This is a genomic window from Staphylococcus sp. HMSC14D10 (assembly GCF_001808125.1).
GTDB classification, from domain to species: domain Bacteria; phylum Bacillota; class Bacilli; order Staphylococcales; family Staphylococcaceae; genus Staphylococcus; species Staphylococcus haemolyticus.
In genome coordinates, this window is the sequence record NZ_KV792245.1 from 68576 (window position 1) to 84336 (window position 15761).

10 protein-coding genes and 2 pseudogenes are annotated in these 15761 nt (G+C 34.8%); 1 reads left to right on the forward strand and 11 read right to left on the reverse strand.

The features are described 5' to 3' along the window. Positions 1-89: 89 nt before the first annotated feature. The 6 genes and pseudogenes from mbcS to betB form a co-directional block, all read right to left on the reverse strand. Positions 90-1685: an acyl-CoA synthetase MbcS gene (gene mbcS, locus HMPREF3134_RS04065; RefSeq protein ID WP_037551533.1), complete on the reverse strand. Its 1596-nt coding sequence runs from the start codon at positions 1683-1685 to the stop codon at positions 90-92. Positions 1686-1851: 166 nt separating this feature from the next. Continuing rightward, a pseudogene (locus HMPREF3134_RS04070) lies at positions 1852-2325 on the reverse strand (antibiotic biosynthesis monooxygenase). 71 nt (positions 2326-2396) lie between these two features. After that, complete coding sequence (locus HMPREF3134_RS04075; RefSeq protein ID WP_037551531.1) at positions 2397-2609, reverse strand: YozE family protein; 213 nt, start codon at positions 2607-2609, stop codon at positions 2397-2399. Positions 2610-2726: 117 nt separating this feature from the next. Further along, positions 2727-3908 carry an amidohydrolase gene (locus HMPREF3134_RS04080; RefSeq protein WP_070440916.1) on the reverse strand — a complete coding sequence of 394 codons (1182 nt, stop codon included), beginning with the start codon at positions 3906-3908 and terminating at the stop codon, positions 2727-2729. Positions 3909-4692: 784 nt separating this feature from the next. Next, complete coding sequence (gene betA, locus HMPREF3134_RS04085; protein WP_037551528.1) at positions 4693-6399, reverse strand: choline dehydrogenase; 1707 nt, start codon at positions 6397-6399, stop codon at positions 4693-4695. A 141-nt stretch (positions 6400-6540) separates the two neighbouring features. Next, positions 6541-8031 carry a betaine-aldehyde dehydrogenase gene (betB, locus tag HMPREF3134_RS04090; RefSeq protein WP_070440919.1) on the reverse strand — a complete coding sequence of 497 codons (1491 nt, stop codon included), beginning with the start codon at positions 8029-8031 and terminating at the stop codon, positions 6541-6543. Between the two features lie 261 nt (positions 8032-8292). Between betB and HMPREF3134_RS04095 the strand changes: the two genes are divergently transcribed. Continuing rightward, positions 8293-8847, forward strand: a complete 555-nt coding sequence (locus tag HMPREF3134_RS04095) for a choline uptake/conversion transcriptional regulator CudC (RefSeq protein ID WP_037551526.1) — start codon at positions 8293-8295, stop codon at positions 8845-8847. Between the two features lie 59 nt (positions 8848-8906). Here the strand turns inward: HMPREF3134_RS04095 and HMPREF3134_RS04100 are convergent. The 5 genes and pseudogenes from HMPREF3134_RS04100 to HMPREF3134_RS04120 all read right to left on the reverse strand — a co-directional run bounded on the left by HMPREF3134_RS04100 (position 8907) and on the right by HMPREF3134_RS04120 (position 15509). Next, positions 8907-10532 (reverse strand): annotated as a pseudogene (locus tag HMPREF3134_RS04100) (BCCT family transporter). Positions 10533-10895: 363 nt separating this feature from the next. Beyond that, positions 10896-12188 (reverse strand): anaerobic C4-dicarboxylate transporter family protein, encoded by a 1293-nt coding sequence (locus HMPREF3134_RS04105; RefSeq protein ID WP_070440922.1) that lies wholly within the window; start codon positions 12186-12188, stop codon positions 10896-10898. Between the two features lie 201 nt (positions 12189-12389). Continuing rightward, positions 12390-12656 (reverse strand): hypothetical protein, encoded by a 267-nt coding sequence (locus HMPREF3134_RS04110; protein ID WP_037551523.1) that lies wholly within the window; start codon positions 12654-12656, stop codon positions 12390-12392. 181 nt (positions 12657-12837) lie between these two features. Next, positions 12838-13617 (reverse strand): CHAP domain-containing protein, encoded by a 780-nt coding sequence (locus tag HMPREF3134_RS04115; protein WP_070440925.1) that lies wholly within the window; start codon positions 13615-13617, stop codon positions 12838-12840. Positions 13618-14138: 521 nt separating this feature from the next. After that, on the reverse strand, positions 14139-15509 hold the full coding sequence (locus tag HMPREF3134_RS04120) for a CitMHS family transporter (RefSeq protein WP_070440928.1): 1371 nt from the start codon (positions 15507-15509) through the stop codon (positions 14139-14141). Positions 15510-15761: the final 252 nt, after the last annotated feature.

Genomic DNA, 15761 nt, shown 5'->3' on the forward strand with positions numbered 1-15761 from the left:
CAATCAAATACAAACTGATACACAAAAATAACACCTCGTTAGATGACCAAAGCATTTAACGAGGTGTCTTTTATACATTGAAATCGATATTATTTAAATCCATTTTCTTTATTATATTTCTCACGTTCAGCATCGCGTAATTCAACACGACGGATTTTACCTGAATTTGTTTTAGGTAATGAGTCTACAAATTCAATTGCACGTGGGTATTTATATGGTGCTACTTCATTTTTCGCAAAAGTTTGTAATTCTTTAACAAGGTCATCATTACCTTGATAATTATCTTGTAAAATAACGAATGCTTTAACAATGTTGCCTCGAATTTCATGAGGACTTGCTACAACAGCACATTCTTTAACGACTGGGTGATTTGTTAAGGCATCTTCAACTTCAAACGGTCCAATTGTATAGCCTGAACTGATGATAATATCATCTCGTCGACCTTCAAACCAGAAATAGCCATCTTCATCTATATGCGCTAAGTCTCCAGTAATGTAATAGTCACCTGCTTGAGCTGCTTTCGTACGTTCTTCATCTTTATAATAACCTTTAAACAAACCAGGGAAATCAAGTGGCAAAGCAATATTTCCTTTAACATTTGTTTCAACCGGTTGTCCTTCATCATCAACAATAGTAACACGGCTACCTGGGATTTCTTTACCCATTGAACCTGGTCGTGATTTAGTGTCTTTTAGGAACCCGATTAATAAAGTACTCTCTGTTTGTCCATAACCATCACGCACCGTTAAATTAAAGTTACTACGGAATTGTTCTACAACTTCACGGTTTAATGGCTCTCCTGCTGATACAGCACTGTGAAGGTGTTCTAAGTTATATTCTTGTAAATTGTCTAATTTCGCCATCATACGATATTCTGTTGGTGTACAACATAAGACATTGATTTCAAAGCCTTGTAGTAATTCAAGATAACGAGAAGGGTTGAATTTACCATTATAAACAAATGCTGTTGCGCCTGAACCCATAATTGATAAGAACGGACTCCATACCCATTTTTGCCAACCTGGTGCAGCTGTCGCCCACACTAAGTCGTCTTCTTTAATACATAACCAATGTTCCGGCGCCATTTTCATGTGTGCAAAGCCCCAACCATGAGAATGTGTAACAGCCTTAGGATTTCCTGTCGTTCCAGATGTATATGATAAGATGGCTAAATCGTCTCTTGAAGTTTTTTCAATATCTAACGTATCACTTTGTGATGTTTTTTCATCTTCAATATTAATCCAGTCCGTTTCGTGTCCGTCAATAATAAATTTCGTTAATGCGTCATACTCTTTAACGCCTTTGAACTCTTCAATAAAATCAGATTTAGCAATTACTGCTTTAATCTCACCATGTGTAATTCGATATTGTAAATCTTTAGTTCTTAGCATTTCTGAACTAGGAATAATCGCAATACCCAGTTTTAATGCAGCAAGATATAGTTCATATGTCATAATTGCTCTCGGCATCATGATTAATACTTTATCACCTTTTTTAAGTCCGTGATTTAATAAGACATGTCCCACTTTATTGGCATTTTTAATTAATTCTGAATATGTCACTGTAATTGGTTCGTCTACCCCATTTTCATAAATTAGGGCTTTCTTCGATGTATTAGAAGCATGTTTCTCTATTTCTGAAACAATATTGTAAGTCTCTGGTGCTAATAAACTTGAATTATCCATTACTATACTCCCTTTCAGTTCGACCTTATTTATTATCTTATCAAACGCTTTAGTCTGATGAAATCAAAATAATTTATGTAAACGTTTTTACAATTTGGTTTGAAATTGAAAAAGATTAAGCACATATGTCGATAACAATGACATTGGCTTAATCTTTATATCTGTACTAGAAAATATGACTTAAATCTAATTTTGACTCTAAACCAGATAGCTCAATACGCACATTATAAGATAAATCACGATTAACAATGTTGCGATCAACACCACGTTCAGTGCCTCTATGTTTATGGGTTTGACTATATTCATTAGAATTCTGCCAATCATAAAATGCCTGACGTTCTTCCTATAAAGTTAAAATAATATAGTGTCGTCTTGCTACTTGTGGACGTAAAAATCTTAAAGCTTTAAATCCTGGAACATTTTGTAAGTATTTAGGACGTTCTAAGAATTTCTTCTCGAATTCATCTTCCATACCTTCATTAATAAATAAATGATTTAACACACAAAAAGAATCATTTGATAAATCATCAATCACTTCTAACACATCATATTGATGTTCATCATTATTTTTCTTTATTGAAATCGTGTTATCGTCTTTTTCTTCTACTACATAAGTTTTGTAACTATTTTTTAAAATCATGATTATTATCCTTCATTTCTAAACTAGCACTGAGCTACTATTAAATTTGTATATCTATATGCGTTCTGTCATTATAATTGGCTTTGTTCATAAAGCGAGATAGAACGCTTTACGATTTCTAAAAATTCGTGGTCCAATTTTGTAATTTTCGTAAAATAACTAAGTATGTTATCAGAAACTCGTTCGTACTTAGGAAAATGCTGATCTTGGTTAATCCGATGTGCAAGTTCTCCTAAAGGGGTTTGGTCACCAATAAATCCTTGCATAAATTCGTAAAAACTCATTATCTCACCCCAGTGTTTAGATATACGCTAATACTATCATGATACATAGCTTTACACTAGTACTGGAAAGCCAACAATTTCTGAAGTTTTGTTGGCTAAGGTTGAGATAAGCATTTTTTATTTAGAATTTAAGTAATCTAACACAACTGCACCCACAGCTTCTGCTGCGACTAACATACTTTTCTCATCAATTTTAAATTTAGGATGATGATGAGGATACGCTTTTCCATCTTGAGGCGCAGCACCTGAATAAATAAATGTGCTTGGCAATGTTTTAGCATAAAATGCGAAATCTTCTGATGGCGGTTGTGCTTCACATTCTTCTACCCCTTTTACATCATCTAAATCAGCTTTTTTAATAGTTTCTGCAACATAATTTGTAAAATCAGGGTCATTATATAATGCTGGATAGTCTTTACTAAACTCAAAGTCACATTTAACACCAAATGTTACTTCAAGACCTTTGACCATTTGTTGTAATTCGTCAGCAATTTTATCACGTGTAGCATCAGTTAATGCACGCACATCACCTTCAAGCTCGATTTTATCTTTAATGACATTAAATTGACCTTTACCATCAAATGAGCCAATTGTTACAACACCTGTTTCAAACGGGTTAAGGCGACGTGAAACGATTGTTTGTGCAGTAGTAACAAAGTTAGCACCAGCGACAATCGCATCGTTTGCTGTATGAGGTGATGAACCATGACCACCTTCACCTTGTATCGTTAACTTAAAGTATGAGCGTCCTGTTTGAACATTTTCAGGACGATAAAACACTTTACCCGGTTCCATATTTGTCATTACATGTGTACCTAGAACATGATCGACTCCATCTAGCACACCATCTTCAATCATGCCTTTGGCACCGCCTGGAGGCATTTCTTCAGCTGGTTGGTGAATAACAATCACTTTACCATTAAATTGATCTTTCATTTCAATTAACGTTTCAGCTAATATTAACATATACGCGGTATGCGCATCATGACCACATGCATGCATCACACCATCATTTTTAGACGCAAATGACAATCCAGTATCTTCTTGGATTGGTAAAGCATCAAAGTCTGCTCTAATCGCAATTGTTTTTCCAGGATTACCGCTATCGATAGTCACTTTCACACCATTTTCACCGACATTTGTTTTAACTTCACAATCTTTGTCTTTATAGAAATCAGCAATATATTTAGGTGTTTCTGATTCTTGGAATGATAATTCTGGTTGCTCATGTAAGTGTCTACGAATTTCAATCATCTTTTCTTCTTTCTCTTGTAGACGTTTTACTAGTTCTTTCATCATTATATCCACTCCTTTTTCCTCATTATATGCTTTTCTCTTTTAACAATGTTGCGTCACGGTTTCATATGTTCCAAACATGATTCAATGTTACATCCATTTTATAGTCCGCTTTTCCCGAAAAAAATAAGCATATGCAAGCTTTGATAAATGCTTGTATACGCCACTGTAAAATGATTATCGTTAATTATTTAGATTGTTGTTTAGGACACCGATTCAAAATGAAAATAAATATTCTTATCTTCAATGTAATGAGAAAAATAATTATTAGACAGTCGGAGCGACATATAAATTACATCTGAATCTTCTAAAATCAAAAAGTTTTGATAGCTATTGATTAATATTAAATCTCCAACATGATAGTGCTTATTTTGATTTTCACATTGACATGTGACGTTACCTTTTAAAATTAAATTAAGTGATAAATAATCAGAGGCTATATCATCCTTCTTAGTGTCAAACGTGATTTCATAATTAGTATTCAAGAGGTATTCATCCGCCCTTCTCAATCACTTCTTTCTATCTATAATATCAAACTTTGATGACTAAGAAGGTTTTAATAACGTGATATTGTTCTGAATGTTTAAAATCAAAAGTTAAATAGAAAAGGGGGAGTGAGTCAGAATTCATTTTGAATTCATTGTCCCACTCCCCCTTCAGGGATAACTAGAACTAATAAAAGCTTAATTTAAACGCCTTCTCAATTCAGTCAGCTACTGCAAATTTGTAAAGTAACATTGATTTATTAATTATACTGGTTCTAGATTATTAATATAGTATTTTATAATTAGTGTTGGTAATATGGATCAAATTCCATTGCGCCAGCGTTTTCATCGCTTACGCCATGTTTATAATAATCTACATATTGCGGTTCCAATGGTTTCTTACCACGGATGATATCTGCTGCTTTTTCAGCAAGCATTAAAACTGGTGCATGAATATTACCGTTTGTTGTACGAGGCATAGCCGAAGCGTCAACAACACGTAAATTTTCCATACCGTGAACTTTCATTGTTAATGGGTCAACAACAGACATTGGATCTGAGGCAGGTCCCATTTTAGCACTACAAGATGGATGCAATGCTGTTTCACCATCTCTACGTACCCAATCCAAGATTTCTTCGTCTGTTTGTACTGATGGTCCTGGTGAAATTTCACCACCATTAAATGGATCCATTGCTTTTTGTGCTAATATATTTCTGGCTACTCGAATAGCTTCTACCCACTCTTGTTCGTCTTCTTTAGTTGAAAGGTAATTAAAGACAATACTTGGTTTTTCAAACGGGTCTTTTGATTTAATTTTCAAGCTACCACGTGAATTGGAATACATAGGACCTACGTGAACTTGGTAACCATGTGCTACTGGTGCTTTTTGTCCATCATATCTTACAGCAATTGGTAAGAAGTGGAACATTAAGTTAGGGTATGCAACTTGATTATTTGATCTTACGAAAGCACCACCTTCAAAGTGATTTGATGCTGCTGCACCTTTACGCGCGAATATCCATTGTAAACCAATCCATGGCATACGTTTAACATCTAAGCTAGGTTGAAGTGACACAGGCTCTTTACATTCGTGTTGAATATATACTTCTAAGTGGTCCTCGAAGTTTTCACCAACACCTGGTAAATGCATACGTGGTTCTATACCTTTAGATTTCAAGAATTCTGCGTCACCAATGCCTGATAATTGTAATAATTGAGGCGTGTTGAACGCTCCACCAGATAAGATAACTTCACCAGCCTCAACAGTATGATATCTACCATTACGTTTAAATGTTACCCCTGTTGCTTTGTTACCATCAAAATGAATTTTAGTGACAAATGCACGAGTCTTAACAGTTAAGTTTTTACGTTTCATTGCTGGGTGTAAGTAAGCTCTTGATGCTGAAACACGACGACCATTATGCACTTGGCTATCAAACGGTCCAAACCCTTCTTGTCTATATCCGTTCACATCTTTTGTTTTATGGTAACCTGCTTCTACACCGGCATCAAAGAATGATTTGAATAAAGGATTTGTTGCAGGTCCACGTTTTAATTTAATTGGACCGTGATGTCCTCTGAATTGATCAAATGGTGTAGCACCGTATGTTTTCTCTAGACGTTTAAAGTATGGTAAACAATGTGCGTAGTCCCATGATTCCATACCTTCTGGTTCAGCCCATCCTTCATAGTCCATTGGATTCCCTCTTTGGTAAATCATACCATTAATTGAACTAGAGCCACCAAGCACTTTACCACGTGCATGGTCTACTTTACGTCCCATATGCGGTTCTTCTTCCGTTTGATAAATCCAATCGTAAAAACGATTACCTGATGGGAACATTAATGCTGCTGGCATTTGAATGAATAAATCCCAAGGATAGTCACTACGTCCTGCCTCTAAGACTAATACCTCTTTATCTTTATCTTCTGTTAAACGATTACCTAATACTGATCCTGCACTACCGCCACCAATAATGACGTAATCATATGAATTCTTTTTACTCATTATAAATTCGTCCTCCCTTAAATTGATTATTATGTCTTTTTATTTCATGTTTTAAGTTCGATACGTACAACTTTATAACTCAAATAAATAGAGTCGCATAGTTAATTAATATAACGACTCTAAAGTTCTAGCATGGACTTGTTATTTACTAAAGAAGTTGACTGGTTCTGGGTTTGTGTTAGTTAAGATGTGTTTACTAGTTAAGTACTCTTCCAAGCCTTCTTTACCTAGTTCACGTCCAATACCTGATTGTTTATAGCCACCCCAAGGTGCCTGTGCAAAGTATGGATGGAAATCATTAATCCAAACTGTACCAAGTTTTAATTTATTAGCTACACGTTGTGCTTTACCGATATCTTTAGTGAATACTGCACCGGCTAAACCATAAATAGAATCATTAGCTAATTTAATTGCTTCTTCTTCACTACCAAACCCTTCAATTGTCACAACTGGTCCAAAGACTTCTTCTTGAACGATACGCATTGAAGTATCACAATCTGTAATCACTGTTGGTTCAAAGAACAAACCAGCTTGTAAATCTTCTCGTTCTGGACGTTTACCACCAATCGCGATTGTAGCGCCTTCTTCTTTTGCAATTTCCATGTAACCTTCAATCTTATTGCGATGTTCTGTAGAAATCACTGGTCCCATTTCTGTATCATCATCGAAACCATTACCAAGTTTAATTTTGCCGACACGATCGATTAATGCCTTTTCAAAGTCAGCTTTAATATCGTTGTGTACTAATATACGTGAACCTGCCGAACATACTTGACCTGCGTGGAAGTAACCACCATTTAACGCTTGATCTACTGCAACTTCAAAGTCAGCATCATCAAAAATGATATTAGGGTTCTTTCCACCAAGTTCTAAAGCGATGTTAGTTACATGATTGGCCGCATTCTTCATGATATGTTTACCTGTTTCAATTCCGCCTGTGAATGAAACTAAGTCTACTTCTTCATGACCTGATAACGTATCTCCAATTTCCTCACCGCTACTTAATACTAAGTTGATAACGCCTTTAGGGAAGCCAACTTCCTCCATTAATTCGAATACACGAATGGTAGTTAATGGCGTAATTTCACTTGGTTTCATAACGAGTGAACATCCTGTTGCTAAAGCTGGTGCGATCTTCCATGAAGCTTGAAGTAACGGATAGTTCCAAGGTGTGATTTGAGTAACTACACCTACAGGTTCTTTAACTACTTTACTCTCAGTGTTAGGAATTGGTGAATTTATCATTTCACCACCATCTTTATCTGCTAAACCTGCAAAGTAAGTAAATACATTAGCTATATCATCCATATCCGCATATGATTCTTCTAACGTTTTACCAGTATCTAAAGTTTCTAATTTGGCTAATTCATCACGGTTTTCTGTTATTTTATCCGCAATTGCTTTTACTTTTTTACCTCTGACTTCACTTGTTTCTAATGACCACTCGGCATCTTCAAATGCGCGACGTGCTGCAAGTATTGCTCTTTCTGCATCTTCAGCAGTACCTTCTGCAACCGTAAAGATAACTTCTTGGTTATAAGGATTAATAATATCTCTTGTATTTTTATTTGAACTTTCTACCCATTCACCATCGATATATTGACGATCAGACAATTTCTCTACAAGTTCCATCAAATGACCTCCGTTAAGTTTGTTAAATTTTTATTTAACGAATTTTACAAAACTAGGTTATCACATTTTTCACAGCCTTGCAAACGACACATATCTGCACATTTTTTACATAAACTTGAAATTTTAGTATCAAAAGTGCTAATAATGAATATGCGATTTTGAAACTTTTCATCAAACACTTTATAATGATTTAGAATCGAAAAATGAACATCAACGTTTATTCTCTTTTGAAAAATTACTAAGTAACAATGGAGGTGCACTATGGCACGTTCAACGAATTATGATCAAAAAATTGAAGAAGCAAAAGACCTTGTGATTAACTCAATCGGTGAAACGATGGATTTGTACGGTACGAATCGTAGCGTTGGCAATTTATATGGCACAATGGTCTTCGAAGGAAGCATGACGCTTGATGAGATGCGTGAGCATTTACAAATGAGCAAACCTAGCATGAGTGCTGGTGTCAAGAAATTACAAGAATTCGACATCGTAAAACAACAATTTACGCGTGGTAGCAGAAAACAACATTTCATTGCAGAAAAAAACTTCTTCCATTTTTTCCGAAATTTCTTTACACAAAAGTGGGAACGTGAAGTTGATACTAATTTAGAAGCGGTCGAAAAAGCACAATTACTGTTAGACGAAACATTAAAAAATGCTGACTTAGACGAACATGCTAAAGCAGAAGTCGATAAAATCCAAGCTCAATTAGATCACACAAAGCAATATTGTAAATGGTTAGAAAACTTAAGTAATGCCATTGAAAGTGGACAGATATTCGAACATTACCCAATTCCAGAAAAAGAAGATATTTAAAAAAGCTAGCAGATTTTCTAAAGTGTAAAACTTTGAAGAATCTGCTAGCTCTTTTTTATTTATAAGTTGTCATCATCATCTGATTTTTCTTTAACTTGCACAATACGTAATGAACGTCTCTCAATTTCTTTATGTTTATCCGCTCTTGTCTCCAGTTTAATCCGATCTGTATTAAGCGTAATAATAAACGATATCATCATAAAAATAAATATGACAATTCACGGTACACTCGCCAGTAAAGATGCTGTTTTCAATGCTTCTAGCGCACGTTCACCACCAACTAACATAAGAGAGAACGGTAAAAGACATAACGCAAATGCCCAGAATAGACGGTTAGCCTTTAATGGTTCTCCAACAATTTTTTTCTGAGATGCAGCAGCTAAAATATATGAACCTGAATCAAATGTTGTCGCCAAGAATAAGAAAGCAGAAATCAAGAACAATACAACAATTAATGATGAGAATGGTAATTGATGCATTACTTGAATAATCGTTGCTTCAGTGCCGTGTGTATTTAAAAAGTTAATCACATTAAATTCACCTGTAATTTGTAAATACACAGCATAGTTTCCAAATATACCAAAGAACAATAGACAGCCTAATGTACCATAAATAATAGTACCTAGAATGACTTCTTTAAGACGACGTCCTTTTGAAATACGTGCGATGAATAGACCGATAAACGGTGCATATACTAACCACCATGACCAATAGAATATTGTCCAGTCTTGTGGGAAATTCGTTTCTTTACGTCCCTTAATGCCACCAAAAGGTTCCATCCAAGTGGCCATATGGAAGAAATCTCTCAACATATTACCAAAGCTTGTAATCGTTGTTTCCATAATAAATACAGTAGGCCCAACAATAAATACAAAGCCTAATAATAAGAATGATAGCCATACGTTAACATCACTTAATTTTTGAATTCCCTTTTTCAAGCCAGAATACGAACTGACTGCGAATACTACTGTGATTGTTAATAAAATGATTGAACGCACAACCATATTCTCTCCATCGATTCCTGTAAGTTTCTCTATACCAGCAGAAATCATTGGCACTCCAAGAGCAAGTGATGTTGCTGCGCCTCCTAGTAAACCAAAAATAAATAATATATCCACTAATTTACCTAAGAATTTATCCGTTTGTCCTTTTAAAACTGGACGACATGCTTGACTGATTTTATAAATTGGTTGTTTCTTAACAAATACTAAATAACCAATAGGTAACGCTGGTAACACATAGATTGCCCAAGCGATTGGTCCCCAATGGAACATCCCATATTGCGTTGCATATGTAAGTGCTTCATCAGACATCGCTTTCGCACCATTCGGTGGTACTTGATAATAGAATGCCCACTCAATGACACCCCAATATAAAATATCCGATCCAATACCTGCACAGAAGAGCATAGATGCCCAACTAAAGTTATTGAATTCTGGTCTATCAGTCGCCTTTCCAAGTGTTACATTGCCATAACGACCGAATGCAATATATAGTACAAAGAATAGAATGATTAATCCCATAAATAAATACACGGATCCAATTGAATTGGAGATTGCGCTATTGATATCGGTAATTACTTTTTCACTAGCCTTAGGAAATACCATCATCGGTGTAACAGCTACAAGTAATACGATTACCGTCCCTATAAAAGTCGGCCAATCCATAATTTTTTCTCGTTTCAATTATGTTCCTCCTCAAAATTGTTGTTTCGATAAAAATTAAAAACCACTTTCTTGTCACGGTTTATTCACATATTGACGATATCTAAAATTAAATAAAAATGCAAATTCCATTCAAATTATACTTTTCTTTTTATTGAATAAATATATATTTCAGACATATTTTAAAGCTTTAAAAATTGCCATAACAACAGTGTTAAGTTTAAACTTAACGTATTTAACAAATTTTATATTGTATTAATTTTGCATAATAATACTGTTATTGTGAATTTATATTTATTTAAATTCTTTTAAAATACCTGTTCATTTTCAAAAGAAAAGACCACTAAACTTTGAGCATTTACCCAAAATTAGTGGTCTTATAATCTATAATCCCAATAAAAATTTAATTAGAAATCCAACCACGATTGATACACCAATCGCAAAGAATCCTGGAATAATAAAACTTGTTGCACGTGTGCGTCCAGTCTCATCTAGATTAACTGCAAATAATAATGTTGGCTGTGCTGGAATGACGAAATTGACATTAAGCGTTTGGACCATTGCAATGAAATACATTGGTGGAATACCCATACTCATGACAATCGGCACCATAATGGAGGCTGTTGCAGTTTGCGAGATAACGATCATTGCCACTATGGCAACTAAGACAATGACTAGCCAAGGTATAGATTGAATTGTTTGTCCAATATCGTCTTGTATAATTTTTAAATTTTGCGGTGCATTAAATACAGTAGCACCTAACCAACCTGGGCCAAGTACTGCAAAGAGTGCACCAATAGCTGATTGCGCAATATTAGATGACAATATATCACTCGTGTTAATCTTTATCATTAATAAATTAATTGCGACACTCAAATACATAAAGAATTGGACGATTTCCGTCATAGTTACTTTAACTTGTTCACCATCAACATTAAATGAAGGCATTAAATTTGGAAAAATACCAAAAGTTAATATACCTGCAACACATAATAAAAATCCAACTACGCCTAATTTGGTTTTCGTTGTAAATGATTTTTTGACTGACACTTCAGGTGTATGTGCAATTTCACTTACAGTGACCGTTGTCTTACGACCAACAAATGTACAAAAGACACTTAACATTAACATCGTAATAATCGCTGTAGGTAATACAATACTTAAATATTGTCCCATTGAAATGTGATAACCAGCCATTACTGATATGATGTAAGCTGTTGCTGATGCTGCAGGACTACATAATAAGGCTAAATTTGCAGTCAAAACAGATGCGGTGAGTGGTCGTTTAGGTTGGATATTTGCTCTAACAGCAGTCTTAGCAATAATAGGTTCTAAAGATAACGCAATATTTGCGGTACCTACACCAAATACAAACAGAAAGACAATCATTGGTGCGATAAAAATAATGGATTTCGGGAAACGCTCGATAATTTTAGAAGCAAGAAAGACTAAATAGTCTATTCCTCCTGTAGCTTGTAAAGTACCACCTGCGATACCAATAGATAAAATGATTAAAACTGCAGTGACAGGCGCTGAACCTGGAGGCAATTGAAAACCAAAGATCATAATGAGTTGTGCCACAATGGCGAAGATACCACACCCTAATGCACCAGCTGTGCGAAGCCCTAATATAATAGCCAGTATCATTATGATGATTTCTACTACAAACAGTAGCATGATGAAAGCTCCTAACTTTTCTGAAAATTATTGTGATTTTTTAACATACATAGTTTATCACTTGCAGATGTTAAAAGTATAGAAATGAAGAAAAATTGAGATATTAAATGTAAATAAAATGTGAACATTCAACCTTACTATTCAATTTAAAAACCCTTGAAAGTATGCTTGATATAGCATCTTCCAAGGGTTTTATAATCATTATTTCTCACGATGATTAATATGCTCATCTTTGAGCGTTCCTTCTTTAGTTGGTGCCTCTTCATAGTCACCATCTACACCTTTATTATCAGTATGACCTTTTGCCATTTCTAAATTTTTCTCAGTTTCTTTTCGTTTTTCTTTTTTAGAGCGTTTATCATATGCTCGTTCTTCTAATAACGAACCCCAAATGAGACCACAAATAATCGCAATAGTTACAATAGCAATTAGAGCTAATATAATCCACTTAATCACATCAAACGTCATCTCTACTCACCCTCCTTCACAATTAAACATAATATTCTTTAAGCATTATTCTTCTTTATATTATGTTTCCCTTTATGGTTGGGCTTCAATCACACGAATACCTATCTTGTCACAGTCTTTTCTCAAAAGAAAAAACCACGACTCCGTATGATAAGGAATCGTGGTTAAAAGTGATTTCAAATTATGAAATGTAGTTGTATGAACCAGCTTGGCTAGCTGAGATTGTACGTGATGAAACGACACCAGGTCCACCATTATAGTTCATTTCTGAAACTTTAACTGAACCATCATCGTTTACACTTTCAACATATGCAACGTGACCGTATGCACCTTGAGATGTTTGCATTACTGCACCTGCTTTAGGTGTGTTATTAACTGTGTAGCCATCTGCAGCTGCTGCAGTTGCCCAGTTATTTGCGTTACCCCAAGTGCTACCAATTTTACCGCCTACTTTGTCATATACATAATACGTACATTGACCTGCAGTGTAAAGGTTAGAACCTCCACTTGATTTACCAGCTAATGCTTCGCTACTAGAACTTGAACTAGTTGATTGTGTAGTTGGTGCGTTTTGAGTTGTGACTTTAACGTTACGATCTGAAGTTGAATAACTAGCACCTAAACCACCGCCAGCATTATTGTTTGCTGTGTATGATTGAGTGTATTGGTTTGATTGATTGTTATTGTAATTATAGTTGTAGTTATTGTTTGATTGAGTATTATTTACTGCTTGGTTGCCAGTGTTTTGTTGACCACCTTGTTGAACTTGAGATGGGCTCCAGTTACCTTGCCATTCATAATGATAATTACCTTGTTGGTCAATTGTGTAAGTGTAACTATATGAATATGGGTCATTAGGGTTATATCCATTATTGTTTTCCGCTGCGTTTGCATCTTGATGTGCTAATCCGAATGTTGCAATACCTGCTGTTGCAATTGTAGCTGTAGCGATCTTTTTCATAATAAAATATCCTCCTAGAATGTTTAAAGCTTATTTTTTCTCGTGGCTACCTGCAATTGACATATCAGAAATTTTAAATCATTTGATTCAAAATAGTTTTAAGAAATTTTTTCCTCGTTAAATAACGACAAGACATACTCTAACAGACACACAAGGGTTTGTGTGGAATGTTAAGGGTTTGTAAATGAATCATAATAATTTTACGTTTCATGTAATAAACATAGACTTATATTACAATTATAAAAACACTTCTATGACAGTGCTTATACTATATTAATCAACAATGTATATACCCGACTTGTAAAATATCTGATAATTTTAAAGATGTTTTATTTCATGAAAAGTGGGAAATATGAATCGTTTTCAAGGTTTGGCGAGGATATTTTGGAAGTATTTTTTATAATAGTAATGATAAAAAAATCAAATCCCCCCTTATAAGACATCAGCGACATACTTATAAGGAGGAATATGAGTTTAATTATTCAATTAAAATCTTTTAACAACGTACTGTATCTAGTAATTTAGATTGTAACTGTACCAATTAATACTGCTATGCCTAATAACACAATCGCAAATCCCCAAATCCAAAAGAATGCATACTTAATATATGTACCCATATTTGCCTCAGCGAGACCAATAGCTAACCATAATGCAGGAGAGAATGGGCTTACAAATGTTCCTACAATATTACCGATTACCATTGAATATGCTGTTGAAACTGGATTAATACCAAATTGACTTGCAGTTTGTTCTACTATAGGAAGTAACGCGAAATAATACGCATCTGTACTTGTAAGTAAATCAAGTGGAACACCAAAGAAACCAACAATGATATGTAAATATGGTCCAACGGCATCAGGAATGATCTTAATGAAATTTAAAGCAATTGACTTTAACATACCTGTCTCTTCTAAAACACCCAAGAACATACCTGCTGCTATAATAACTGCGGCCATCATTAATGCATTTGGTGCATGTGCCTTTAGACGGTTCATTTGTTCATCCACATTTGGGAAGTTAATCACTAATGCAATTGCAACACCAACCATAAAGGCAAATTCTGGCGGTGCAATGTTAGTTAACATCATAACTAATACGATAATCGTCAACAATACATTGGTCCAAATTACCCAACCATGTTTGAGCGCGCGTCCTCTTACAGGAAACTTAATGTCTTGATCTCGTTCGTAGTTTTTCACAAGTCGATGAATATCAATGTTTAATGTAGGTTCTACTTCACCGTTATCGATTGCCTTCTTAATTCGTTTCTTTTCCCTAAACCCTAAATAAGTTGCGAAGATAAGTACTAACACGAAGCCAATCAATTGTACTGGAATGATGCCATACCATAATTCGTTAACACTTTTCACTTTCAATACAGAAGCAACACGAGCCATTGGACCGCCCCAAGGCACCATATTCATAATCGCAGCACTAATTGCTAGTAAAAGAATTAATAAGTATTTGTTCATGTTTAAAGCTTTATATAGTGGCAATAATGCAGGAATTGATAATAAGAAAGTGACAGCACCTGCACCATCTAATTGTGCAAACATACCAATCAATGCTGTGACAATACAAACAATGACTACATTACCGCGAGTCATTAATATAAGTCGTTTGACAATAGGTTTGAACAGTCCACTGTCAGTCATAATGCCAAAGAATATAATTGCGAAGATAAACATGATGACTACGCTCATCACAGATTCTAAACCACTATTAAAGAATTTAACTAAATCTTTAATGCCGTATCCTAATAGCAAAGCACCAATACTAGGAATTAAAATCATACCAACGACCGGACTAATCTTTTTTGCAATTAAAAGTCCAACAATTGAGCCGATAATGATTATCCCCATTATTGTTAACCACATACTATCCCCTTGCATGTGAATTCCCCCTTATTTCGAAATACGCTTTCCACTTATATAGAAAACGTTTTCATAATTTTATCAGAAATCTGACTTTAATTTAAGACGATATGCAAAAAAAGCGTATGGGGTGGGACAGAAATAATATTTTCTCAAAATTTATTTCGTTGTATCCCCAGCTTGCTTAGCTTGTAGAATTTCTTTAGGAAATTCTCTTTGCTGGGGCCCCGAACCCCAACTTGCTTAGCTCGTGGAATTTCTTTAAGAAAT

Excerpts from the sequence above, each read along its gene's own strand:
- mbcS (WP_037551533.1), bottom strand. The coding sequence starts at position 1,685 with ATGGATAATTCAAGTTTATTAGCACCAGAGACTTACAATATTGTTTCA.
- HMPREF3134_RS04075 (WP_037551531.1), bottom strand. The coding sequence starts at position 2,609 with ATGAGTTTTTACGAATTTATGCAAGGATTTATTGGTGACCAAACCCCT.
- HMPREF3134_RS04080 (WP_070440916.1), bottom strand. The coding sequence starts at position 3,908 with ATGATGAAAGAACTAGTAAAACGTCTACAAGAGAAAGAAGAAAAGATG.
- betA (WP_037551528.1), bottom strand. The coding sequence starts at position 6,399 with ATGAGTAAAAAGAATTCATATGATTACGTCATTATTGGTGGCGGTAGT.
- betB (WP_070440919.1), bottom strand. The coding sequence starts at position 8,031 with ATGGAACTTGTAGAGAAATTGTCTGATCGTCAATATATCGATGGTGAA.
- HMPREF3134_RS04095 (WP_037551526.1), top strand. The coding sequence starts at position 8,293 with ATGGCACGTTCAACGAATTATGATCAAAAAATTGAAGAAGCAAAAGAC.
- HMPREF3134_RS04105 (WP_070440922.1), bottom strand. The coding sequence starts at position 12,188 with ATGCTACTGTTTGTAGTAGAAATCATCATAATGATACTGGCTATTATA.
- HMPREF3134_RS04110 (WP_037551523.1), bottom strand. The coding sequence starts at position 12,656 with ATGACGTTTGATGTGATTAAGTGGATTATATTAGCTCTAATTGCTATT.
- HMPREF3134_RS04115 (WP_070440925.1), bottom strand. The coding sequence starts at position 13,617 with ATGAAAAAGATCGCTACAGCTACAATTGCAACAGCAGGTATTGCAACA.
- HMPREF3134_RS04120 (WP_070440928.1), bottom strand. The coding sequence starts at position 15,509 with ATGCAAGGGGATAGTATGTGGTTAACAATAATGGGGATAATCATTATC.